At 71.0% G+C, this 22,640-nt stretch carries 19 protein-coding genes; 13 read left to right on the top strand and 6 right to left on the bottom strand.

All coding sequences use genetic code 11. The features are described 5' to 3' along the window. Positions 1 to 164 precede the first annotated feature (164 nt). The gene (locus ABD339_RS19365; protein ID WP_344567634.1) at positions 165 to 2,642 is read left to right on the top strand and encodes a right-handed parallel beta-helix repeat-containing protein; all 2,478 of its coding nucleotides are present in this window, start codon (positions 165 to 167) and stop codon (positions 2,640 to 2,642) included. Here the strand turns inward: ABD339_RS19365 and ABD339_RS19360 are convergent. Beyond that, positions 2,612 to 5,224 carry a hypothetical protein gene (locus tag ABD339_RS19360; RefSeq protein WP_425576030.1) on the bottom strand — a complete coding sequence of 871 codons (2,613 nt, stop codon included), beginning with the start codon at positions 5,222 to 5,224 and terminating at the stop codon, positions 2,612 to 2,614. The two genes, ABD339_RS19365 and ABD339_RS19360, sit on opposite strands and share 31 nt — an antisense overlap. Before the next feature lie 218 nt (positions 5,225 to 5,442). On the opposite strand from ABD339_RS19360, the gene ABD339_RS19355 reads away from it, so the two are divergent. Together ABD339_RS19355 and ABD339_RS19350 are read left to right on the top strand one after the other, a co-directional pair. Then, positions 5,443 to 6,309, top strand: coding sequence for a DeoR/GlpR family DNA-binding transcription regulator (locus tag ABD339_RS19355; RefSeq protein ID WP_344567633.1), 867 nt, complete (start codon positions 5,443 to 5,445; stop codon positions 6,307 to 6,309). A 184-nt stretch (positions 6,310 to 6,493) separates the two neighbouring features. After that, on the top strand, positions 6,494 to 6,967 hold the full coding sequence (locus tag ABD339_RS19350; RefSeq protein WP_344567632.1) for an SRPBCC family protein: 474 nt from the start codon (positions 6,494 to 6,496) through the stop codon (positions 6,965 to 6,967). Between the two features lie 65 nt (positions 6,968 to 7,032). Here the strand turns inward: ABD339_RS19350 and ABD339_RS19345 are convergent, their stop codons facing one another. After that, positions 7,033 to 8,175: a PLP-dependent cysteine synthase family protein gene (locus tag ABD339_RS19345; protein ID WP_344567631.1), complete on the bottom strand. Its 1,143-nt coding sequence runs from the start codon at positions 8,173 to 8,175 to the stop codon at positions 7,033 to 7,035. 127 nt (positions 8,176 to 8,302) lie between these two features. On the opposite strand from ABD339_RS19345, the gene ABD339_RS19340 reads away from it, so the two are divergent. Together ABD339_RS19340 and ABD339_RS19335 are read left to right on the top strand one after the other, a co-directional pair. Then, positions 8,303 to 8,611, top strand: coding sequence for a hypothetical protein (locus ABD339_RS19340; protein ID WP_344567630.1), 309 nt, complete (start codon positions 8,303 to 8,305; stop codon positions 8,609 to 8,611). A gap of 285 nt (positions 8,612 to 8,896) precedes the next feature. Further along, a complete protein-coding gene (locus ABD339_RS19335) occupies positions 8,897 to 9,478 on the top strand; it encodes an ATP-binding protein (protein ID WP_344567629.1) in 582 nt (193 codons plus the stop codon). A gap of 4 nt (positions 9,479 to 9,482) precedes the next feature. Here the strand turns inward: ABD339_RS19335 and ABD339_RS19330 are convergent, their stop codons facing one another. Both ABD339_RS19330 and ABD339_RS19325 read right to left on the bottom strand, forming a co-directional pair. Beyond that, positions 9,483 to 10,121 carry a GNAT family N-acetyltransferase gene (locus ABD339_RS19330; protein WP_344567628.1) on the bottom strand — a complete coding sequence of 213 codons (639 nt, stop codon included), beginning with the start codon at positions 10,119 to 10,121 and terminating at the stop codon, positions 9,483 to 9,485. 4 nt (positions 10,122 to 10,125) lie between these two features. Beyond that, positions 10,126 to 11,358: an ROK family protein gene (locus ABD339_RS19325; protein WP_344567627.1), complete on the bottom strand. Its 1,233-nt coding sequence runs from the start codon at positions 11,356 to 11,358 to the stop codon at positions 10,126 to 10,128. Positions 11,359 to 11,375: 17 nt separating this feature from the next. Between ABD339_RS19325 and ABD339_RS19320 the strand changes: the two genes are divergently transcribed. Together ABD339_RS19320 and ABD339_RS19315 are read left to right on the top strand one after the other, a co-directional pair. Then, positions 11,376 to 12,617 carry an MFS transporter gene (locus tag ABD339_RS19320; RefSeq protein ID WP_344567626.1) on the top strand — a complete coding sequence of 414 codons (1,242 nt, stop codon included), beginning with the start codon at positions 11,376 to 11,378 and terminating at the stop codon, positions 12,615 to 12,617. 12 nt (positions 12,618 to 12,629) lie between these two features. Beyond that, positions 12,630 to 12,887, top strand: a complete 258-nt coding sequence (locus tag ABD339_RS19315; RefSeq protein WP_344567625.1) for an alpha/beta fold hydrolase — start codon at positions 12,630 to 12,632, stop codon at positions 12,885 to 12,887. Positions 12,888 to 12,999: 112 nt separating this feature from the next. On the opposite strand, the gene ABD339_RS19310 is transcribed toward ABD339_RS19315, so the two are convergent. After that, entirely contained in the window at positions 13,000 to 13,710 is a 711-nt protein-coding gene (locus tag ABD339_RS19310; protein WP_344567624.1) for a TetR/AcrR family transcriptional regulator, read from the bottom strand. A 213-nt stretch (positions 13,711 to 13,923) separates the two neighbouring features. On the opposite strand from ABD339_RS19310, the gene ABD339_RS19305 reads away from it, so the two are divergent. The 5 genes from ABD339_RS19305 (at position 13,924) to ABD339_RS19285 (ending at position 20,298) form a co-directional block, all read left to right on the top strand. Beyond that, positions 13,924 to 14,418, top strand: coding sequence for a nitroreductase family deazaflavin-dependent oxidoreductase (locus ABD339_RS19305; protein ID WP_344567623.1), 495 nt, complete (start codon positions 13,924 to 13,926; stop codon positions 14,416 to 14,418). A gap of 928 nt (positions 14,419 to 15,346) precedes the next feature. Next, entirely contained in the window at positions 15,347 to 16,723 is a 1,377-nt protein-coding gene (locus ABD339_RS19300) for a cytochrome P450 (protein ID WP_344567622.1), read from the top strand. A 212-nt stretch (positions 16,724 to 16,935) separates the two neighbouring features. Beyond that, positions 16,936 to 18,369, top strand: a complete 1,434-nt coding sequence (locus ABD339_RS19295) for a cytochrome P450 (protein WP_344567621.1) — start codon at positions 16,936 to 16,938, stop codon at positions 18,367 to 18,369. A gap of 70 nt (positions 18,370 to 18,439) precedes the next feature. Further along, positions 18,440 to 19,186: a polyprenyl diphosphate synthase gene (uppS, locus tag ABD339_RS19290; RefSeq protein ID WP_344567620.1), complete on the top strand. Its 747-nt coding sequence runs from the start codon at positions 18,440 to 18,442 to the stop codon at positions 19,184 to 19,186. Between the two features lie 17 nt (positions 19,187 to 19,203). Next, entirely contained in the window at positions 19,204 to 20,298 is a 1,095-nt protein-coding gene (locus ABD339_RS19285) for a terpene synthase family protein (RefSeq protein WP_344567619.1), read from the top strand. Positions 20,299 to 20,583: 285 nt separating this feature from the next. Here the strand turns inward: ABD339_RS19285 and ABD339_RS19280 are convergent, their stop codons facing one another. Further along, on the bottom strand, positions 20,584 to 21,150 hold the full coding sequence (locus ABD339_RS19280) for an NUDIX domain-containing protein (protein ID WP_344567618.1): 567 nt from the start codon (positions 21,148 to 21,150) through the stop codon (positions 20,584 to 20,586). Between the two features lie 391 nt (positions 21,151 to 21,541). On the opposite strand from ABD339_RS19280, the gene ABD339_RS19275 reads away from it, so the two are divergent. Beyond that, entirely contained in the window at positions 21,542 to 22,573 is a 1,032-nt protein-coding gene (locus ABD339_RS19275) for an NAD-dependent epimerase/dehydratase family protein (protein ID WP_344567617.1), read from the top strand. Positions 22,574 to 22,640: the final 67 nt, after the last annotated feature.

Raw genomic sequence — 22,640 nt, 5'->3', positions numbered from 1 at the left:
GGCGGCGTCCACGGCCCCCCTGAGCGGTTCACTCGGATGGACCAGTCAACTCGAAGCCCCAGCGCACGCTACGGTGGTGCGGCCGGCACAGACGGCGCGCGCACAGCGCCGCGCATCCCGGCACAACGCATCTGAGAACGTACGAGGTTGGGGCACAGCACTCCATGGCACAGGGCTCGGTCCAGGTGACGCACAGCGGCACGTCGCGATGGCGGCGGCGCACAGGCGAGTACGCCTCGCTGTCCGCAGCGCTGGAGGTGGCGGGCGACGGGGACGTCCTCACGCTCGCCCCCGGCACCTACCGGGAGAACCTGGTGGTCGAGCACGCGGTGACGCTGCGCGGGCCCGAGCGCGCGGGCGGCGGCTCGGTGCGCATCGCCCCGGCCGACGGGGTGGCGCTCACCGTGCGGGCCGCCGCGCTCATCCAGGACCTCCAGGTCGAGGGCCAGGACTCGGCTGTGCCCGCCGTGCTGGTCGAGGACGCGGCTCCGGAGCTGACCGGACTGCGCGTGATGACGCGTTCGGCCGCCGGCATAGAGGTGCGCGCCGGTGCCCGGCCGACCGTCCGGCGCTGCACCGTTGACAATCCCGCCGGGCTCGGCATCAGCGTCTCCGGTGCGGCCGGCGGCGTCTACGAGGAGTGCGAGGTGGTGGCCGCCGGCCAGTCCGGGATCGCCGTCCGGGACGGCGCGCGCCCCCGGCTCACGCACTGCCGGGTGCACCATGCCGCCGGGGCCGGGATCTCCCTCCAGGGCGAGGGCACCACCGCCGAGGCCGTCGGCTGCGAGGTGTACGAGATCAAGGGCGGTGGTCTGCGGGTGGCCGCGCGGGCCAGCGGGCACTTCACCGACTGCCGGGTCCACCGCACCTCGGCCGACGGGGTCACGCTGGACACCGACGCCGTGCTGACCCTGGCCGACTGCGATATTCACGACATCCCCGAGAACGCCGTGGACCTGCGCTCCCGTTCGGTGCTCACGCTGACCCGTTCGAAAGTGCGGCGCTTCGGGCGCAACGGGCTGTCGGTGTGGGACCCCGGCACCCGCGTGGACGCCAACAGCTGCGAGATCCACGACAGCACGGGCGACTACCCGGCGGTGTGGGTCAGCGACGGCGCCACGGCCGTACTGGACACCTGCCGGGTGCACACCGTGCCCGACGCGCTGTTCGTCCTCGACCGGGGCTCGCGCGCCGACGTGCTCGACAGCGACCTGTCCCAGGTGCGGGGCACGGCCGTCTCGGTGAGCGACGGCGCCGCCGTCCAACTCGACGACTGCCGGATCAGCAAGGCGGCCACCGGCGCCTGGTTCCGCGACCACGGCAGCGGCGGCGTACTCAACGGCTGCACCATCGACGGCGCCGCCACCGGGGTCATCGTCACCAAGGGCGCGGATCCCACGGTGGAGCGCTGCACCGTCAGTTCGGCCGCCGAGGCGGGCTTTTACGTCTCGGCCGAGGGGCGCGGCACCTTCCACAGCTGCCGGGTGACCGGTTCGCGCGGCTACGGCTTCCACATCATCGACGGCTGTCGGGCCACGCTGCGTCGCTGCCGTACGGAGCGCTGCGCGCGCGGCGGCTACGAGTTCGCCGACGAGGGCCCCAGCGTCGAGGACTGCACCAGCGACCAGAGCGCGGCCCCCGTCAGCGCCACCGCCGACTCCCCGGCCCCGGCGGCCTCCGGCAGCTCCCACTCCCCCACCGCCGCACCGGGACTGCTGACCGCGACGGCCCCCGTCCCCCGCCAGCGGCACTCCGGCGGGGGAAGGGACGGGACGGTGGCGGCCCCGGCCGCGTCCGGGGAGCGGGCCGGCGACGAGAGCCCCGAGGAGGCACGGCCGCCGAAGGAGGTTCTCGGCGAACTCGACGCGCTGGTCGGTCTGGAGAGTGTCAAGCGTGAGGTCCGTGCGCTCACCGACATGATCGAGGTGGGCCGCAGGCGCCAGGAGGCCGGGCTCAAGGCGGCCTCCGCGCGGCGGCACCTGGTCTTCACTGGCTCGCCGGGCACCGGCAAGACGACCGTGGCGCGGCTCTACGGCGAGATCCTGCGCGCCCTCGACGTACTGCAGCGCGGCCACCTGGTGGAGGTCTCCCGCGTGGATCTGGTGGGCGAGCACATCGGATCGACGGCCATCCGCACCCAGGAAGCCTTCGAACGGGCCAGAGGCGGCGTGCTGTTCATCGACGAGGCGTACGCGCTCTCCCCCGAGGACTCGGGCCGCGACTTCGGGCGCGAGGCCATCGACACGCTGGTGAAGCTCATGGAGGACCACCGCGACGAGGTCGTGGTCATCGTGGCGGGCTACACCGCCGAGATGGAGCGGTTCCTGGCCGTCAACCCGGGTGTGGCCTCCCGCTTCTCCCGCACGATCACCTTCGGGGACTTCGCGCCCGAGGAGCTGCTGCGGATCGTCGAGCAGCAGGCCGAGGAGCAGGAGTACCACCTGGGCAAGGGGGCCCGCGAGGCGCTGCTCGGATACTTCACCGAACTGCCCAAGGGCCCCTCGTTCGGCAACGGACGCACCGCGCGGCAGACGTTCGAGGCGATGGTCGAGCGGCACGCGGGCCGGGTCGCGCAGGTCCCCGACCCGAGCACTGACGACCTCACCCTGCTCTACCCGGAGGACCTGCCCGGCCCCCGGTGACCGTGCTCGGCGGCCGACGGCCCGGATGCCGGTTCCGCCTCCGTCTCCGCGTCCTGCCCGTCCCCCCGCTCGTGCGCCCCGGGTGCGGCGGGCCGGGGCTGTTGCGGGAGTCCGGAGGGCGGCTCGTGTCCTGCTGTGCGAGCGGACTTGGACTTCAGACGCGTCAGCAGCCCGGACCGCTCCTGCGCGAAGGCCGGGTCCGCCTGGTAGTCGCTGTGCGCCAGGATCGGCTCGGGCAGCGGCTGTTCGCGGGTACGTCCGTAGGCGAGCGGGTCGAGCAGCGGGCCCCGGTCCACCCCGCGGCACTCCTCGGGCGGGGCCTGTTCCGGCTCGTCGGCGCGCTCGGGGCGTACGGGGCCGCCGATCGGGTCGGTGAGCCGCCACAGGTTGCGCCAGCAGTCCAGGCCGTTGTGGAGCGCGGCCAGCTGCCGGGGCCCGAAGTAGGCGGGGAACCAGCGCCCGTACAGCCGCTCCAGCGGCGAGCCGTAGGTCAGCAGTCCGATCTGGCGGCGGGTGCGCGGATCCAGCTGCCACACGGCGGCTGCGGCGAGGACGCTGCCCTGGGAGTGGCCGGAGATCACCAGGCGGCGGCCCGGCTGCTCGTCGGTCCACATCGCCATCCGCCAGGCAAGGTCCGGCACCGCCCGCTCGGCGTAGCACGGCGGCGCGAAGGGGTGGGCGGAGCGGGGCCAGAAGGTCCCTACGTCCCACAGGATGCCGATGGTGCGACGGGCCGAGGCGTCGCGGTAGGCGCGGCGGCCCCAGGTGAGGAAGAGGAGGAAGCCCAGCCCTATCAGCCAGGAGCCCAGCGTCTGCACGGTGTCGGCGAATCCGGCGACGATGCCGGGGGCGCCTTCGGCTGCTTCGCTGGGGACCTCTCCAGTGAGCAGGGCCCCGAGCTGAGCGATGCCGCCGAGCAGGAGCGTGACGAGGGCGATGGTGGCGACCAGCCAGGGGGCCTCGTCGGTGAGCCCGGCACGGGCGATGGCCCCGGCGATCCGGCGGGAGCGGGACTCGTCCGGGAGCGCCCGGGGATAGCCGGCCGACACCTCGTCGGTCATCCGCCCGGTATCGCGCCACACGCGGTAGGCGAACCAGCACACCAGCAGCAGCACCACCGCGAGCAGTACAGGGATGATGGACGCCTGCCAGGTCAAGACGGTGGGCGGGCCGCCGATCAGGCCGTCGCCGGAGCCGCCGGAGCCGGAGCCGTCCAGCCAGTCCCCGACGCGCTGGGAGACACCGCCGGAGAGCACCCCGCCCAGTGCGCAGGCGAGCGTGGCGATCCCGGCCGAGGCGAACCCGGCCAGTGCCGTGCGGGGGACGCGGCCTGCGAGGTGGAGTCGCAGCCCCACGATCCCGAGCACGACGACGAGGGCTCCCTGGAGCAGCGCCAGCACCCCGAAGGTCTCGTCCCCGGGCAGCGAACCGGCGGAGACCCAGCCGGGGCGGCTCCAGGCGCTGTGCACCACGGTGAGTACGGCCACGGCGATGGAGGCGCCGGGCAGCACACGCACGGCGAGCTTGTCGATACGGTCGTCCGCCTCGCGCTCCTTGCGCCCCCTGCGGCACACGACGTACAGGACGCACAGCACCCCCGTGGCGATCAGTCCGGCCAGCAGCCGGCCCAGCACGTCCAAGGTGACGTCGCCGCCGGGCTCGCGGTCGTAGCGTCCGGCCGCCGCGGCCACGGCGGCGGCGATGGTCAGGAAGCCGACCGCCGTGTGTGCCGCGCGCAGCCGGGCCACGTGCCGCTTTCCGTACCAGAACCCGGGCAGCGACAGCGGCGGGCGCCCGTTGGCGTCGGGGTCGTCCTCGGGAACGGCGGGCTGGAGCGGCGGCTGGGACTCGTAGGCGCTCCAGGTGCGGTGGGAGAGCCACCACAGCAAGGTGATGCCGGCGGCGGGCAGCACGGCGGCGAGCGCCAGCCGCCGGCCGGGCTGGCTCCACCAGCCGCCGGATCCGGAGCCCGTGCCGGGTACGGCCATGAAGCCGAGCCAGGAGTGGGCCTCGGCGCAGCGGGCCGCCCCGGCGCACTGCCAGGCGGCCAGGTCGAGCGCGACCTCGCAGGTGGCGGCGGTCAGCAGCACGGTGAGGGAGAGCCCGATCAGGCGGACCAGCAGCCCGTGCAGGCGTACGGCGGTGCGTCGGCCGGCGGCGGGCCGGGTCCAGTGCGCGAGGTTGACGACCATGAACGGCAGCAGGATCAGCCACAGGGCGCGCGAGCCGTTGCCGGAGGTGAGGTTGGACCAGCAGTACGCCTCCGGGACGGGTTTGTCGGCGTAGTCCGCCGGGCGGTGTTCGGCGTCCTCGTCCTCTTTGCGCCGGTAGACGGCGGCTGTGCTGTCTCCGGTGACGCGTGTGGTGTGCGGGTCGCCGAGCATCTCCGCGGGGGTGGTTCCCCCGACTCCGTGGACGAGCAGTTCCAGCGAAAGCTGCGATCCGTTCCGGCTGTGCCCGCCCTTGGCCACAGCGGGCGACCCGGCCGGTGCGGAGGGCGCGGGTTGCGCGGGTGGCGCGGACGAGGCGGGTGGTGCGTCGGCGCGTGCGGGCGCGCCGGTGTGAGCGTGGTCTGACGGCATGGTGCTTCCCCCGAGATCCCCCGAAACTCTGTGTCAGCGGTCCTTTCCAGCATTCCCGCCGCAAGGCGCGGTGTGCAGCCCCTCACGGGTGCACGGGGGCGTGCGGAGCCGAATCGTGACATGCGCGCGCCCGTTGTGCGCGTGCGAGGATGGGCGGGCCGGCGGCCTCCCCACAGTCCCCACGGAACGGTCACGGAAAGCGAACGGAGACAAGGGCAGTGAGCGACAACCACAACCTCCTCGCCGAGCAGCGGCGCGCGCTCATCCTGGAGGAAGTGCGGCGCCGGGGCGGGGCACGGGTCAACGAGCTGACCCGGAAGCTGAGTGTCTCGGACATGACGGTGCGCCGTGACCTGGACGCGCTGGCTCGGCAGGGCGCCCTGGAGAAGGTGCACGGGGGCGCCGTTCCGGTCGCGGAGGCCAGCACCCACGAGCCGGGGTTCGAGGCGAAGTCCGCGCTGGAGCTGAGCGCCAAGGAGGACATCGCGCGCGCCGCGGCCGTCATGGCGCAGCCGGGCAGTGCGATCGCCCTCTCCGGCGGGACGACGACGTTCGCGCTGGCCCAGCATCTGCTGGAGGTGCCGAACCTGACGGTGGTCACCAACTCGGTGCGGGTGGCCGATGTCTTCCACTCCGCCCAGCGCTCCTCCGGCGCCGTGCAGGCGGGCCGCCCCGGCACGGCGACCGTGGTGCTGACCGGCGGGGTGCGTACGCCCTCGGATTCGCTGGTGGGCTCGGTGGCCGACGCGGCGATCCGCTCGCTCCACTTCGACGTGCTCTTCCTGGGGGTCCACGGGATATCCGTCGAGGCGGGTCTGTCCACACCCAACCTCGCGGAGGCGGAGACCAACCGGTGCTTCGTGGACTCGGCGCGCCGGGTGATCGTGGTGGCCGACCACACCAAGTGGGGGACGGTGGGCCTGAGTTCGTTCGCCTCGCTGGACCAGGTGGACACCCTGGTCACGGATGCCGGGCTGCCCGAGGAGGCGCGCGAACAGATCCAGGAGCAGCATCCGCAGCTCGTGGTGGCCGGTGAGCCGGAGGAGCCGGGCACGGACAGCGGCCCGGAGACCGGCGGATTGTGAGTTCCGGGCCGGCCGGAACGGGCCCTGGCCGGCCCGGAAACGCCGCCGGTTCCCCTGCCCCTGATACCCCGGCCCCTGACTTTCCGACTCCCGGCTCCCTGCTCCCCCAGGGGGGACACGAGACGGACGGAAGAGCGCCCGATAAATTGTGCACATCCGTTCGCACACTGCTGGGGGTCATCCCATGGCACGTCAACTGCGTCCCGTAGGGCTGGAGTTCGCCGATACGGCACCGTTGCGGCTCTCCTTCACCGCCGACCTGGGGGTGCCGCGCGAGCGCGTGTTCGTCGCGCTGTCCGAGGAGTTGGAGGGCTGGCCGCGCTGGTTCACGGCGGTTTCCGAGGTGACGCCGGTGGAGGGCGGCAAGGGGCGGCACGTACGGCTGAAGGGCGGGGGCTTCTTCACCGAGACGGTTCTGGCCTCGCTGCCCGCCGAGCGGTACACCTACCGGATCGACCGGACGAACGCGCCGGGGATGCGCGCGATGATGGAGGACTGGAACCTGACGGTGGCGCCGTCCGGCGGAGCACGGGTGCGCTGGACGATTGCGGTGGACGGCCCCCGCACGCTGCGCACCCTCATGCGGCTGAGCCGGGCCGGACTCGGCGCCTCCTTCGGGGACGCGATGCGCAAGCTGGACCTCGGACTGCGCCCGTAGGGGGTGTCGGATCTCCGCGCCCTGCCGCTGCCCGGATCCCCCAGCGGCGCCAGGCCCCGGCCGGCTCAGGCCCACTCCCCCGTGGCCAGCACATGTTCCAAAGTGGCCGTGTACGGGGCGATGTCCAGGCCCTGGGAGGCCAGCCAGGTGTCGGAGTAGTACTTGTCGAGGTAGCGGTCGCCCGGATCGCACAGCAGGGTGACGACGCTCCCCCGCTCACCGCGCTCCAGCATCTCGGCGACGATCTTGAGGCTGCTCCACAGGCCGGTGCCTGTAGACCCGCCCGCCCTGCGGCCGAGTACCCGCTCCAGAACGCGTACCGCGGCGACGCTGGCCGCGTCGGGCACCTTCATCATCCGGTCGATTGCCGCGGTCACGAAGCTCGGCTCCATCCGGGGCCGTCCGATGCCCTCGATGCGGGAGGCCGTGTCGCTGGTCGCCTCCGGGTCCCCACGGGTCCAGCCGTCGAAGAAGCAGGAGTTCTCCGGATCGGGGACGCACACGCGGGTGTCGTATTGCATGTAGTGGATGTAGCGCGCGAAGGTGGCGGAGGTGCCGCCCGTGCCCGCGGTGGCCACGATCCAGGCGGGTTCGGGATACCGCTCCCGGCTCAGCTGCTGGTAGACGGACTCGGCGATGTTGTTGTTGCCGCGCCAGTCGGTGGCCCGCTCCGCGTAGGTGAACTGGTCCATGAAGTGGCCGCCGCTCTCGGCCGCCAGCGCCGCCGAGACCTCGTACACACTGCGCGGGTCGTCCACCAGGTGGCACCGCCCGCCGTGGAACTCGATGAGCCGGGTCTTCTCACCGCTGGTCGTGCGGGGCATCACCGCGATGAAGGGCACGCCGATCAGCTTGGCGAAGTACGCCTCACTCACCGCGGTGGAACCGCTGGACGCCTCGATGACGGGGCCGCCCGGCCGGATCCAGCCGTTGCACAGCGCGTAGAGGAACAGGGAGCGGGCCAGGCGGTGTTTGAGGCTGCCGGTGGGGTGGGTCGATTCGTCCTTGAGGTAGAGATCGATCCCCCACTCCTCCGGGAGCGGGAAGGAGAGCAGATGCGTGTCGGCGCTGCGCCCGCTCTCGGCTCTGACCTTGCGTACCGCCTCCTTCAGCCAGCTCCGGTAGGCGCCGTCGTCGCGGTCCACATCGGCTGTCGGGACGGCTGTGACAAAAGGGGCGGATTCGGCAGTACTCACGATGTCGATCATAAAGGGGCACTGGTAGATGGGCGCGGAGCAGGGCATGCTCCTCCGGAGGGGTACGGCCGTCCCCGGGTGTGCGGCGGACGCGCGGGGGTACCCCCTGCTGGAACGATCCGGTGGGAGGCGGTTTGCTGTGGCGGAGCCGGAATACGACGCGACCGGGGTAGGCATACGCCGGATGCTTCGCTCACTCACCCGTGCCGGCCATGTGCTGGTGCGAGACGGCCAACTGGTGCTGATGACCAGTTACGGCAGTGAGATCGACAGCGCTCCGGTCGACCAGGTCCGTATCAGCGGATACGGGCTGCGGGACCAGGCGCTGGCGACGCTGGGCGGGAACCGGTATGTGCTCCGGCTGGGGCTCGGCCACCGCGAAGGACTGCTGTCGGCGGTGCGCACGGCCCGCGCGAAGGCCGCCGCCGAGCGCGGTGTACTCGGCTAGGTCTCTCGTTTGGCTCTCCGCGGGTCCGCGGCGTCAGCTGCGGCACCTCGCCGCCTTGTCGGAGCATCCGAATGCGTCCAGTACGAGGAATCTCCTCCGCCTTGCGAGGCACCGCATCTGAGGCCGCGGCCTGATCCACGAAGATCCAAACGAGAGACCCCAGGTGACCGCGGCACCGCTGCCGCGGGCGGCCCGGCTCGGCCGCTCCCGCACCGGACGCGTTCCGTACATCACAGGTGACCCGCTCCCCGCCCTTCGGACAGGCCCTCTCAGGGAGTCACAGCCGTGATCAGTCCACCGAGCAGTACGGGCACGCAGGCCCCGCCCCATCGGCGCTGTGCCGTGGAGTTCCACGCGCTTCCCTCGCGGATCGGGCAGGTCCGCAGAATCGTGGTGGCGCAGCTGCGCTACTGGCGCCTGGGGCCGCTCATCGACGCGGCAGTGCTGGGGGTGACGGAGCTGCTGGCCAACGTCCACAGGTACGCGGGGGCCGACAAGCATTGCAGGGTCGAACTGGCGCTGTCCTGGGGCAGGTTGACGGTCTCGGTACATGATCATGACCCGCGGCTGCCCAGCGTGCGCTCCCCCGCCAACGCGCCGGTGACCTCGCCGGAGCGGACGGCCGCCGGAGGGCGGGGGCTGGCGCTGGTGGCGGCCGTCAGCGCGAGCTGGGGTATGCGGGCGCGGCGGGATGGTTCGGGCAAGACCGTCTGGTTCGCGCTTCCCGCCGCACCCGTCGCGTCTGCCGCACGGCTCGCGCCCCCCGCCGCGCCGGAGGCCGGGGGCCCCATGAGGGCTGTGGGACCGGTCGTGGAGCCGGAGGCAGGGCCGGCGAGCGCTCGGACCTCCGCGCCGCCACTGCCGTAGACGGTCACACTGCCCCGGGTCTGTCCGGCTGCCCGGTGGAGAGGAGTGTGCCGGTCTCCGCGCGCATGCACACGCGCAGCCAGCGGTCGAGACCGGCGCCCTTCTCCGAGCGGCGGATCTCGCGCAGTCCCGGGGAGAGTTCGGGCGCGGCCAGTACGCGGAAGCCGAGACGCGCGTAGTAGGGCGCGTTCCAGGGGACGTCCGCGAAGGTGGTGAGGGTCAGCGCGGGCATGCGGTCCGCCACCGCGCACCGGGCGAGGTGGCGGATGAGGGCGCGTCCGATGCCGCGGCGGGCGTTGTCCGGATGGACGGAGATCTGCTCGATGTGCAGGCAGCCGTCGAGCGGTTCGACCAGCGCGTAGGCGATGGCCATGTCCTCCCCGCCCGTTTCGCCGGGCTGCTGCGCGCGCGGTCCGCCGCTCTCGTCCCGCGCCGGGCCCGCCGCCGTCTCGCGGCCGATACCGCCGCCACCGCTGACGACCCAGAGTCCGCGGGCTGCCTGGTAGCCGTTCAAGGCCGCCGTCGGGGGAGGTTCGTCGTCGGCTATCTCCGGCATGCCGACGTCGCGGAACGACCGCCCCGCCGCCCGCTCGATCTCCTGGATCCGGCCCAGTTCGTGCCGGGCGCCCGCTCTGATGCGCACGGGGCTATCCTCCCAGCGCCCCGAGCGGGTCATCGAGTACGGGCTGCCACGCCAGTTCGGCCGCGCCGACCAGGGAGCTGTGGTCGAGGGAACTGGGGATGACGGGCACACCGCCGCTGCGGCCCCACAGGCTGCGGTCGGCGACCACGCCGCGCAGCCGGTCCCCGTCGGCCTCCACCAGGGCGCGGTGCAATCCGGCCAGGACGATGCGGTCGGGGTTGAGGATGTTGACCAGTCCGGCCAGGCCCAGTCCGAGCCGGTCGATGAGCGTGCCCGCCGCCCGGCGCACGGCCGGGTCGGTGTCGTACTCCTCGCGTACCATCGCGCTCGCCTGGTGCAGCGGCGAGTTCTCGGGGCCCGCACTGCGGCCCGCGGCGTCGAAGAGCGCGGCGGGGTCGGTCTCCGCGTCCAGGCAGCCCCGGCTGCCGCAGTGGCAGGGCCGTCCTCCCGGGTCCACGGTCAGGTGGCCGACCTCCAGGGCGAGCCCCGAACTCCCGGTGTGCAGCCGCCCGTCGAGCACGAGTGCACCGCCGACACCGTGGTGCCCCGTGCCGACGACGAGCAGGTGCCGGGCGCCGCGGCCGGCCCCGTGCCGGTGTTCGGCCAGCGCGGCGACGTTGAGGTCGTTCCCGGCGAAGCCCGTCACCGGGGGCGCCCCGGAGGGCCCGGGGATACCGGCGTCGGCGAGGCAGGCGCGGAAGATGTCGCGGACGGGTGCACCGGCTTCCCAGGCCAGGTGCAGCGGGTTGAGCGCGGTGCCCTCCGGTTCGGCGACGGCGGAGGGGACGGCGAGCCCGGCGCCGACGCAGCGCCGCCCGGCGGTGCGCAGCAACTCCGCTCCGGTGGTCACGACTTCGCCGAGTACCTGCGCCGGGTCGGCGTCGATGGCGCCGCAGCCGGGCGCGGTGGCGACGATGTGCCCGCCGAGGCCCACGAGCGCCGCCCGGTACCCGTCGGAGTGCACCTGGGCCGCCAGCACCACGGGACCCTCGGGGTTGACCGCGAGGCGGTGCGAGGGGCGGCCCTGTGTGCCGACGGGGGCTGTGGGGTGGGCATCGACGGTGATGAGGCCGAGGGATTCCAGCTCCGCCGCCACCGCGCCGGCTGTCGCCCGGGTCACACCCAGTTCGGCGGTCAGCACCGCGCGGGTGGGCGCCTGCCCGGTGTGGACCAGCTCCAGTGCGGGCCCCAGGGCCGAACGCCCTCTCTCCAACCTTGTTGTACGCGTCTGGGTCACGGCCCTATTCTCTCTTTGTGCCGACACTAAACAAAATACGGTCGGCGCTCGCCGGTGCGAAGGGGCGCGGCGGTCAGTCTCCCATCGACGCCCCCTCCCCGGACCTGCGCCGCTTCCGTGCCGCACTCACCACCTTCTTCGCACTCGACGGCTTCCTGTTCGCCGGATGGGTCGTCCGCATCCCCGCCGTCAAGGAACAGACCGGCGCCTCGGCGAGCGCGCTGGGGCTGGCGCTGCTGGGCGTCTCGGCGGGCGCCGTGGCCACGATGGTGTTCACCGGGCGGCTGTGCTCCCGGTTCGGCAACCAACCCGTGGTCCTCGCCTGCGCGTTCCTCCTCCCCGTGAGCATCGCGCTGCCCCCGCTGACACACTCCGCCCTCACGCTGGGGCTCGTACTGCTGGTCTTCGGCGCCGCCTACGGCGGGATGAACGTCGCACTCAACAGCACTGCCGTTGACCTGATAGCCGCCCTGCGCCGCCCGGTGATGCCCGGCTTCCACGCGGCCTTCAGCCTGGGCGGCATGCTCGGCGCCGGGCTCGGCGGCCTGCTGGCCGGGCACTTGAGCGCCACCCGCCATCTGCTTGCACTGACGGCGGCCGGACTGGCCGTGGCCGCACTCGGCGCCCGGCCTCTGCTGCGCCATGAACTGCGGCCCGCACAGCGCGCCGCCGCCCGGCCGGAAGGCGGCGCCGTCCGGCCGGGCGGGCGGGCGCGTCTGCCGGTCGCGGTGCTCGGAGTGATCGCGCTGTGCACCGCCTACGGGGAAGGCGCGCTGGCCGACTGGAGCGCGCTGCACCTGACCGACGACCTGGACGCGAGCGCGGGGCTGGCGGCCTCCGGATATTCGGTGTTCGCCGGAGCCATGACCCTCGGCCGGCTCATGGGCACCACGCTGGTCGAACGCCTCGGCCCCGGGCGGGTGCTGGTCGTCGGCGGTCTGCTGGGCAGTTGCGGAATGCTGCTGGGGTCGCTGGGGCCGACGGTGTGGCTGGTGCTGGGCGGCTTCGTGCTGACGGGACTGGGGCTGGCCAACGTCTTCCCCATCGCCATCGGCAGGGCGGGCGACCTGGGCGGTCCCGACGGCGTCGCCGCGGCCTCCACCTTCGGGTACGGGGGCATCCTGCTGGGCCCTGTCGCCATCGGCTTCCTGACGGACTGGTTCTCGCTGCCCACCGCGCTGTTGACCGTCGCACTGCTGGCGGCCCTCGCCTCGCTGACCGCCTGGGCGACGCGGCACGCGGTGCTCCCGGAGGCGTGAGCGGGCGGAGGCATGAGCGGGCGGACGGCGCCGGCCGGCCAGAGTCCGTCGATTCTCGTCACGCTGCCGATGCTCATGCTCATCTGCTGGGGCACCGACGACGCCTGGATCGCGGCGGAATACGCCCGCGAGTCGGCGCCCAGGACCCCGGGGACACGGCTGCGGCTGATCGGGGGCGCGGGCCGTCTCGTGCAGGAGGACGCTCCGGCCCGGCCGACGGAGGCGCTGCTCCGCTTCCTGCTGGACGACGCCGCGGCCGTCGGCCTCTGAGACGGTCGGCGTCACCACGGACGCGCCGGGGGCGGTCGGCCGGCCGACCCTGGCCCATGGTGGCGTCGCCCGAGCGCGGGGGCCGCCCCTGCTCCCGGCGCGATTGCGCGGCTCAGCCCCCCAGGCCCACCTGGTCCGCCAGCCGATCGACCGCGTGCGCGAAGAACTGCTCCCGCGCCTCGATCACATTGGTGAACTGCCCGAACAGCTCGAAGCTGATCAGTCCGGAAAGCTGTGACCATGCCGCGATCAGCTCCACGGCCACGGCGGCCGGCAACCGGACCCCGAGGCCCGCGATGAGGGCCTCCGCGTCGCGCAGCACCGGCTCGGGCGCGGTCGGAGACCGCGGAGGGCGGCGAAGGGCGCCACTGTCGTGGGCATCCCGGACGATGGCGAAGAGGACGAGGCCGACGCGGGCCGCGGGACCGGTGGTGGACTGCGGGGCGGAGTATCCGGGGACGGGCGAGCCGTAGATCAGCGCGTACTCGTGCGGATGCTCCAGCGCCCATTCGCGCACGGCCCGGGACACCGCCTGCCACCGGGCGAAGTGCGAGTCGGCCATGGACTCGGCGGCGGCCAGTGCCTCTTCGGCGGCGGCACCGACAGCGTCGTAGGCGTCGGTGATCAGGGCGGTCAGAAGGTCGTCACGGCTGGGGAAGTAGCGGTAGAGCGCCGAGGAGACCAGGCCCAGCTCGCGTGCCACGGCGCGCAGGGAGAGACGTGCGGCACCCTCGGCCGCGAGCTGACGGCGTGCCTCGGCCTTGATGGCTGTCGTGATCTCACCGCGTGCGCGCTCGCGTGCGCCCTGGATCTTCGTACTCATGGACGGCAAGTGTGCCAGGTTTCAGAGCGGTGACCAATAACGAGAACACTGCTCTCCTTTATCATCACCGCTCTCGAAGTGGAGCGCGGCTCTTGCCTTGGAGCGCCGCTCGGGTAACACTGACTCCCAGAACGGTGAGAGCACTGCTCTCGAAGAAGATCGGCGCTCCATTCACGCCGTCCGGATCACCCCCCGCCCCGTCACGGAGGAACCATGCCATCCAGCACCGAACCGGCCCCGACCCCCGCCGGCACCGGGTCCGCACTGTTCGTCATGCGGCCCGGCTGGTTCACCAGAAGAGTGCTCAACCCCACGGTCTCCTGGCTCTCCCGACGGGGAATCAGCCTGGCGGGCTCGGGTGTCCTCGCGGTCAAGGGACGCAAGAGCGGCGAGTGGCGCCGCACCCCGGTCAACCCGCTGGCACACGACGGCGCGGTCTATCTCGTCGCGGCCCGGGGCCATGTGCAGTGGACGCGCAACATGCGCGCGGCCGGCGGCGGCGAGATCCACCGGGGGAAGAAGAGCCGGCCCTTCACCGCCGTCGTGGTCGAGGACGCGGACAAACCCGAGATCCTGCGGGCTTATCTGCGCAAGTGGAAGTGGGAGGTCGGCGCCTTCTTCGGGAGCCTCGGCCCGGATTCCACGGACGAGGAACTGTTGGCCGCCGCCCCGAGACATCCGGTCTTCCGGATCACCTACACCGGTTGAACGGCAGCTCCTGGCACGCCCCGTGTGTCCCCGGGCGCTCACGGAACCGCCCCGGGGCAGCGCCCCGCCACCGCTGGAGGGCCCTCGCCCCACGAGGGCGAACCGCCTGAACGAGTATCTCCGCTTACCCGCCGCACGGGCCTCGGCGAGCGGGAGAACTGCCGGACACGGACTTCTTCCCCGGCCGCTCGTGCGAGGTGCGGAGTCCGCCGATCAGCACGAGCCGGTACGGATACCGGACCACAATCTGGACGACCTCGCCGCTACGGTCAGTACCCCGGTCGCCGAGGCCCGCAAGCAGGGTGAGGCTCTCTCCGCGCACCCGGCGAGCAGTCCTCCCGGCCTGACGGCGAGGAGGAAAGGACCGGCACGGGTTCCACTTCAGCTCCCGGCGACGGGAGCGGCCACGGCGAGGCTTCTTCCGTCCTCGTCCTGGCGATGACCCGCGAGGGATACGCGGAAGAGCCGGCGGCGCTGACGGTCTGGGCGCACGGCCTGCTGCCGGTCCACGGGGCGTGAGATCGCCTCCACCCGCCCGTGGCGCCCGCAGGGGAGCGTGCCCCCGGGCGCCGCACGACAGGAGCGCCCGGTCGGCCCCGCCCCATATGCCGCCTTGTCGTGCCGTAGGGGGACGGCCTCACCCGACAACCTCGGCAGCCGGCACCGGGGGTGACGGCGGGTCATTCCAGTTCTGTGACCAGCGACTTCAAGAACAACGCTTTTCCCCTGGTGCCCCGCGCCAGGCCCGGGCTACGATCCCACCCGTAGACATCAGTCACATGTGACACCCGAATATGTGCCCACCCCACCCGATGTGATCGAGACTCTGTGCGGGTTCGCACACGAGGTGACGATCAGAATTTCCTGACCGACGGCGGGCCCATCCGGCCGCCCTCGCCCATCAGACACTTCGTTCTATGAGGCGGTGATGGTTTCCATGAAGCCCGAATCCGAGCACGCGGTGATCCGCTCGGGCTCCCCGATACCCGAGGCTCCGGGGGCGTATCCCCTGGTGGGGCACGCACCCTACCTGGCGAGGAATCCATCGCCCTGGCTGGCTGCCTGCCGACGGACCGGGCCCGTGGTGCGAGTTCGCCTCGGCACACGACCCGCATACCTCGTCTGTGCCCCCGAACTGGTCCACCGCATGCTGGTGATCGACGTCGAGGCGTTCGACAAGGGTGGCCCCATCCTGGACAACGCGCGCCCGTTCGTCGGCAACGGGCTGGTGACCTCGGCACACGCGGAACACCGAAGACAGCGGAGAATCATGCAGTCGGCCTTCCTGCCCGGCCGCATCGACGGATACGCCTCCGTCTTCCAGCACGAGGGCGACGCCATGATCTCGTCCTGGACAGCGGGAAAAGAGATCGACTTTCTTGCCGAGGCCCACGTCCTGGTCGCGCGGACACTCGCGCGGACGCTGCTCCCCGAAGCCGACCTGCCCGAGTCCGGCTGGCTCGCGGACAAGGTCGCTGATTTCCAGGCCGGACTACTCATCCGCACTGCACTGCCTCACCCCTGGGTCCGCCGGCTCCCCCTCCCGGCCAACCGGCGCTTCGAGCAGGCCCGAAACCAACTCCAGTCCTCGGCACGCCGAGCCATCGCAGCGGCTCGCATCCGGCCGACCCCGGGAAGCCTGGTGGACAACCTCATGACGGCCCGCGACGGCGACGGCGACGGCTTCAGCGACCAGGAACTGGTCGACCAGATCATCACCCTCCTCCTCGGCGGAACGGAACCCATCGCCTGCACCCTCGCCTGGGCCGCACACCTCCTCACCCAGCACCCTGACGTCCAAAGGCGTCTCCAGGAGGAGATGGACAGTGCCCTGGACGGGCGCACGGCCGGCCCGGAGGACTTCAGGAACCTCCGACTGACCCGCAACGTGCTGCAGGAGACCCTGCGGCTGTACCCCATCGTCTGGATGATGACGCGGGCCAGCACACAGGAGGTCGCCCTCGGTGAGCACCGCTTCCCTGCCGGGACCGATTTCCTCTTCAGCGCCTACCAGCTTCAGCACGATCCCGCTCACTTTCCGCAACCCGAGCGGTTCGACCCTGATCGCTGGGACACCCCGGTCGGCGCCTCCACCCGCCAGGCGCACATACCCTTCGGCCAAGGACGCCGCAAGTGCATCGGCGACACCTTCGGCATGGCAGAAGCCACCATCGTCCTGAGCGCGGTATTGACCCGGTGGCACCTGCGTCCGGCGCCCAACAGCCGCGTACGCAGCCGCTTCCGCTCGGATCTGAGCCCCAGCGAGTTGCGCATCATTCCACACCCCAGGAATCCCAGAACCTGATTCTCCGCTCCGCCCCCGGCCTCCACCAGCCGTTCCGTTCAAGGCAGCGCGAACGCGAACCGGTACTCGCCGAGCCGGACAGGAGCCGATCACGCGACAGCCGCTTGGCTGTTCACCCGCGCCCATGACGCGTCATGTGGTGTGCCGCCGACGCGCTTTGCGCGCCAGGGCGTGGCCTGCTGCGCCAAGCCCCTCTTCATACGAGGAGTTCGATGAGTAATCGACTGGAGGAAGTCCCCCAGCTGCCGGGAAAGCTGCCGTTCCTGGGGCACCTGCCCGGAATGGCCTGCGACCCCTTCGGCTTCTTCGACCGAGCAGCCGGACACGGGCCCCTGGTCCGGGTCAGACTCGGCTCGAAGACCGCCTGTGTGGTGAACGATCCCGCCCTGCTGCGGCACATGCTGGTCGCCGGCCGCGGCGACTTCGACAAGGGGGGCGGGGTGGTCGAGGCGTTCATCAAGCTGTGGGGCGGCAACGGCGGCCTCGCGGCCTGCCCGAACGAGGCGCACCGAGTCGCGAGACCGCTGATGCAGCCTGCTTTCCACCCCAGCCGAATACCCGACTACAACCGGCAGATGGTGCGCAACGCGACGGAGATCGTCGGACGGTGGCGACCGGGTCAGGCAGTCGACATCGACCGGGAAATGACGCGCCTGACCACGAAAACGCTGACGAACTCGCTGTTCACCGATCCCGTCTCGGTCCGGTGTGTCGACCAGTTCCAGCACGACCTGCCGATCATCAGCAGCGGTCTCCTCGCCAGGACGATCCTGCCGGCCTACGGCAGGCTCCCGTTGCCGGCCAATCGCCGATACCGCGAGGCCCAAGCGCGGACACGCTCGGCCATCGACTCGATGATCCGCAACCGCCGGGAGGATCCAGGTGACTACGAAGACCTGTTCAGCCTGCTTCTGGTACGTGGGCCGGACGGCACCGTCGCGCTGAGCGACGAAGAGGTCCAGGGCCACATCTGGAGCTTCATGATCGGAGGCATCGACACCACGGCCGCGCTGCTGGCCTGGACCCTCAGCCTTCTGGTCCGCCATCCGCACTGGTACACACGGGTGGAGGAGGAGATCGACACGGTGCTCGACGGAGCGCCTCCCTCCCATGCCGACCTGGCACGGCTGCCCCAGCTGCAGCGAGTCCTGACTGAGACACTGCGTCTGTACCCACCGGGCTGGGTGGTCAGCCGGGTGGCCCGCGCGCGGACCGCGCTGGGCGGCTACCGGATTCCCGAGGGCGCGGAACTCTACTTCAGCATTCGCACGTTGCTCCGTGATCCGGCGGTCTACGCCGATCCCGACCGCTTCGATCCCGACCGTTGGCTGGACGGGAACTGTACCCGCGCGCAGCGCGCGGCGTTCCTCCCCTTCGGGGCCGGAGCCCGCAAGTGCATCGGCGACGTCTTCGCCCTGGCCGAGGCCGCCTCGACCTTGGCCGTGCTGTTGCAGCGCTGGCGGGTTCAGCCGGTGGCCGGGTCGCGGGCCACGCTGAAGGTCGGCGTGGTGCTGCACCCGAAGGGGCTGCGCCTGCGTGTCATGCCCAGAACGCCGGCCCGCCCCCTCCGCCCCGCGGCGGAGGACCCCCCGCGCGAGCGGGGGCAGTCGGCCGGTACTCCGCACGAGACCGGCCACAGCTCGTGAGGCGCTTGCCTGTCGCGCGCCAGGCCCGCCGGCGCACTCCATCAGAACGCTTGAGGAGACGTGAAGTGTCATGAGCGAGCATCTACCGCTGTGCGAGCCGCCGGCTCGGAGTCTTGATGTGCCGGAACATGTGGCCGTCATCCTCGACGGCAATCGCCGCTGGGCGCGGCATCACGGGCTGCCCGCTGTCGAGGGGTACCGGCGAGGCGCGGTGCGGGTGGGCAACTTGTGGGACTGGTGCGAGGAGTGGGGCATCGGATATGTGACCGTGTGGGTGCTGTCGCTGGACAATCTGCACCGGTCCGGTGAGGCGGTGCGGGCGCTTCTGGAGGTCATCACAGCCGGGCTTCGGAAGCTCGCCGATCAGCGGCGTTGGCGGATCCGGCCCATCGGCGCACTGGAGGCCCTGCCCGATCGCACACGGGACCTGCTGTACGAAATCGAGGCCGATACCGCGGATGTACAGGGCCTGGTGGCCAATGCGGCGATCGCCTACGACGGGCGCCAGGAGATCGCGCAGGCGGCCCGCGCCCTGATCAATGAGCACTCGCCCGGTGCCCTGTCACCGGGGACGGCCGTGCCCGGTGACACGGTGGACGAATCGGGGCTGGCCCGGCACCTGTACACGGCCGGGCAGCCCGACCCCGATCTGGTCATACGCACTTCGGGAGAGCAACGGCTGTCCGGCTTCATGCCCTGGCAAACGGCGTATGCGGAGTACCACTTCGCTCCCGTGTGCTGGCCCGACTTCACGCGAGGGGACTTCGACGACGCTCTGGCCGTATACGCCAAACGCCAGCGCCGCAGCGGTTTGTGACCGGCAAGGAGAGTGAAATGCCCGTTCCGCCCAGCCCCGACATCTTCGGACGCCCCTTCTTCGTACCGGAACTGCTGACCGGTCCGGGGCCGCAGTTCCACCCCGAAACCGCCGAGATGGAGCGGCAGATCGACGCGTGGACTCGCCCGTACCTGGAACGAATGGAATTCGATGAGCAGTCGATCTCCGCATTCCTCGCGCGGCGCCAGCCCTGGTGGCTGATCCTCATCTATCCGCACGGCGTTCCCGAGCGTCTGGTCGCCATGGCCAGGCTCATCCAGTTCATGTGCGCCTTCGACGACCTGACGGACCGGTTGGACGCCGCGGAGGTGTCGGAGCGCACCGCGAGCCTCGCGAAACGGTTGGTCTCCTTCTCCTCCAGCACGTCAGTCGGGGACCAGGACCCTCTTACCGGGATGTTGGCCGACGCGTGGACGTCCGTCACCTCGGACATGACCGCGGGGCAGACGGCCCGGCTCACAGCCGCCCTCAAGGAGTTCGTCGAGGCCGAACTGCGGGGCATCGAAATGGCAGGCACGGGCGACATCTTCGAGTTCGAGGACTACCGGCGATTCAGGCGCTTCAATGTCGGTACACCGGTCTATGTGAGGGTGGCGGATTTCGTTCTCGGGTTGTCGTTCCCGGAGGAGTTCTTCACGGACCCTGACGTCGTGGAAGCGCTGGCGCTCGTTTCGGAGCACACCGCCTTCGTCAACGACCTGCTGTCCTTCGGCAAGGAGACCGCCTGCGGCCACTGGCAGACCAACGCGCTGGCCGTGTGGCACGTGGCCGGGGGACTCGGTCTCCAGGCGTCGGTGGATCATCTGGCAGCACATCTGCGCACGGTCCAACAGGAGTTGACGCTCCGTTCGCAGCGGATCCGCGAGGGGAGGTGGGCGGACCTCGAAGGGCTGGAGAGTTACCTCACCGAACTCAGCCTGATGGTCCCCGGCGACGTCCTGTTCGAGTTCGCCACATCCCGCTACCGGGGTGACGGCTTCGTCTGGGACGGCATCACCTCCGGCATCGCGGTCTACCACCGCAGCCACTTCGAGATCAGGGGACTTCCGCAGACCGGACAGCCCGGCCCACAGCCCGCACACGTCCCCTGAACGGTGATCAGCCCCGTTGCCCGGCGCGGGCAGGGCGGTGAAGAACCGCGCGCGAAGACCGCGACGCCTGGGCGGCGGCGGGCCCCGGACGCGGATGGCCGGCGGCGGCTCCGGCGTAAGGACCGGGGAGGGCCTCGGACACCGGCCCCGCCCGGAGGCCGGTGGACAGGTGACCGGCAGGCTCCACCGGGCGGCCCCGGAGGCGGTCCGGGGCCGCCCGGCACGATGACCTCTACTGCCGCGAAGCGGCCCAGGAGGCCGCGGGCCCGGGTCTCGCCACCTTCGTCAGCTGCGACCGGCTTCGTCCAGTCGCTGTACCGCGAGTGCGAAGAGCTGGTCGAGATAGGCGTTCCCCGTGGGATCCCGCAACGGCCACCAGACATAGTCCTCGTGCGTGGTGTCGATCCGTGGCCGGGCACCGTGTTCGGCGAAGGCGAGAAACGTGACGTTCACGGTGTGCGTGGTGGTGTCCCCGTGTGCGGAGGCTTCGAAGACTGTGGAGAAGGTTCCCAGCGGCCCGTACAGCTCCAGGCGCAACCCGGATTCCTGCTCGGCGGTGCGCAGTGCCGCCTGGGCGAGCTGTTCGGCTTTGCGCATACGGCCCCCCTGCAACCACAAGGACCCGGCCTGGGGTTCCTGGCGGCGGCGGGTGAGCAGCGCCGCACCGTCACGGACGATCAGCGTATCGACACAGACCACCGGCAGCCGCTCCAGGGCCGCGCGGTACAACTGCTCGGGAACCCATGCTTCGTCCTCGGGGACATCGCCGTCCCGCCAGTCCAGGACAGGGAACGTACCGGTGTCCTCCGACGGCACCGGGCCGAGCGATTTGGCCGAGTTGACCATTCTCATTCCACCTCTCCCATAAATGAACCGCCGCGTCCGAAATTACCTTGCGCGCCCCACCCGCTTCCGGCGGCATTGTGAATGCGGGCAGCGACGACCGAAGTGAAGACCCTTGCCTCAGCAAGGCTTCTCGACGGAGATTTCCGGACCCAACGCTCTTTCAGCACAACATTTGATTCAATCACCGGAAGGGGGTTGGCGACCCGACGTCGGGGATCTTATGCTCGCCCTGCGCAGCCGACAAGAGAGGGGCCGACGGGGGCACTTGGCACCTTACCGGACATTACCGGTAAGGCAGTATTCAAGCGTCACTGCGTTATCGACACCCCGTGCACCGGCCTGTACTCCGATGTGGCCCAGGGACGCAACAGCTCAGTATCAGGAATGGAAGTCACTCATGACTCAACCGGAATTCTGGCGTGGTAAGCAGGTACTGGTCACCGGCGGTTGCTCCTTCATCGGATCGCATCTGGTGGAGCGTCTGGTCGATGCCGGCGCGAGAGTGCGTGTGGCGGACGACCTCAGCTCAGGGCGGCTGGAGAACCTCAGCAAGGTTCCCGCCTCCGACTGGGAGTTCGTCCAGGGCGACCTGTGCGACCCGCGACTGGCCGCCGAAGTGGTGCGCGGCATCGACATCGTCTTCCACCTTGCCGCGATTCACGGTGGCCGGGGATTCATCGAACTGCACCAGGCAGCGTGCTCGCGCAACTTCGTGCTGGACGGCGTGGTTTCCCAAGCGGCCGTCGAAGCAGGCGTGCAGAACTTCGTCTTCGCTTCCTCCGGCTGTGTCTACCCGGTCGATTTGCAGGCCGACGTCGACAAGGAAGTCCGGCTCACAGAAGCACAGGTCGGCCCGCCCTTCCACGCGGACGGAATCTACGGGTGGGCCAAGCTCATGACGGAGCAGCGGCTCGCCGCGCTGCACGAGGAGGCCGGATTCTCCTCCGTGTCGTGCAGGTTGTTCACGGTCTACGGCGAGCGCTGCCCGGAAAGCCACGCCCTGACAGCCATGGTGGGCCGGGCGTTCCTGCGGCAGCAGCCCTTCGAGGTCTGGGGCGACGGAACCCAGATCCGCAACTGGACGTATGTCACCGACATCGTGCGGGGCCTGCTGCTGGCCGGCGAGCACATCCGTGACGGCAGCGCGATCAACCTCGGCACCGAAGAACCCATCCAGGTCCGGGAAGCCGCCCAGCTGATCCTGGAATTCACCGGTCAGGGCGGCACAGAGATCAAGCCTCTGCCGGACAAGCCAACCGGCCCCTACAACCGGGTCGCGTCCGCGGCCATAGCCTACGAGCGGCTCGGCTGGGCGCCGGAGGTCCCTTTCCGCACCGGTCTGAAGCGACTCACCGAGTGGTATTTCGAGTCCCGTCAGGCGGAGTCGATGTCGGCGGACGAGTTCGCCGAGAGGCTGACCACAAGGTAACTGGCGTCCAGGTAAGGGAAATTGACGACGAATTCGAGGGTCATGGCCGGGAAACGCCCGCATGCGA

The organism is Streptomyces axinellae, assembly GCF_039532135.1.
GTDB classification, from domain to species: domain Bacteria; phylum Actinomycetota; class Actinomycetes; order Streptomycetales; family Streptomycetaceae; genus Streptomyces; species Streptomyces axinellae.
The sequence above is the reverse complement of the archived record's forward strand: the minus strand, read 5'-3'. Positions and strand labels throughout refer to the sequence as shown.

Coding starts and splice junctions, on each gene's coding strand:
- ABD339_RS19365 (WP_344567634.1), top strand. CDS start 165: ATGGCACAGGGCTCGGTCCAGGTGACGCACAGCGGCACGTCGCGATGG.
- ABD339_RS19360 (WP_425576030.1), bottom strand. CDS start 5,224: ATGCCGTCAGACCACGCTCACACCGGCGCGCCCGCACGCGCCGACGCA.
- ABD339_RS19350 (WP_344567632.1), top strand. CDS start 6,494: ATGGCACGTCAACTGCGTCCCGTAGGGCTGGAGTTCGCCGATACGGCA.
- ABD339_RS19345 (WP_344567631.1), bottom strand. CDS start 8,175: ATGATCGACATCGTGAGTACTGCCGAATCCGCCCCTTTTGTCACAGCC.
- ABD339_RS19315 (WP_344567625.1), top strand. CDS start 12,630: ATGAGCGGGCGGACGGCGCCGGCCGGCCAGAGTCCGTCGATTCTCGTC.
- ABD339_RS19310 (WP_344567624.1), bottom strand. CDS start 13,710: ATGAGTACGAAGATCCAGGGCGCACGCGAGCGCGCACGCGGTGAGATC.
- ABD339_RS19305 (WP_344567623.1), top strand. CDS start 13,924: ATGCCATCCAGCACCGAACCGGCCCCGACCCCCGCCGGCACCGGGTCC.
- ABD339_RS19300 (WP_344567622.1), top strand. CDS start 15,347: ATGGTTTCCATGAAGCCCGAATCCGAGCACGCGGTGATCCGCTCGGGC.
- ABD339_RS19295 (WP_344567621.1), top strand. CDS start 16,936: ATGAGTAATCGACTGGAGGAAGTCCCCCAGCTGCCGGGAAAGCTGCCG.
- uppS (WP_344567620.1), top strand. CDS start 18,440: ATGAGCGAGCATCTACCGCTGTGCGAGCCGCCGGCTCGGAGTCTTGAT.
- ABD339_RS19285 (WP_344567619.1), top strand. CDS start 19,204: ATGCCCGTTCCGCCCAGCCCCGACATCTTCGGACGCCCCTTCTTCGTA.
- ABD339_RS19280 (WP_344567618.1), bottom strand. CDS start 21,150: ATGAGAATGGTCAACTCGGCCAAATCGCTCGGCCCGGTGCCGTCGGAG.
- ABD339_RS19275 (WP_344567617.1), top strand. CDS start 21,542: ATGACTCAACCGGAATTCTGGCGTGGTAAGCAGGTACTGGTCACCGGC.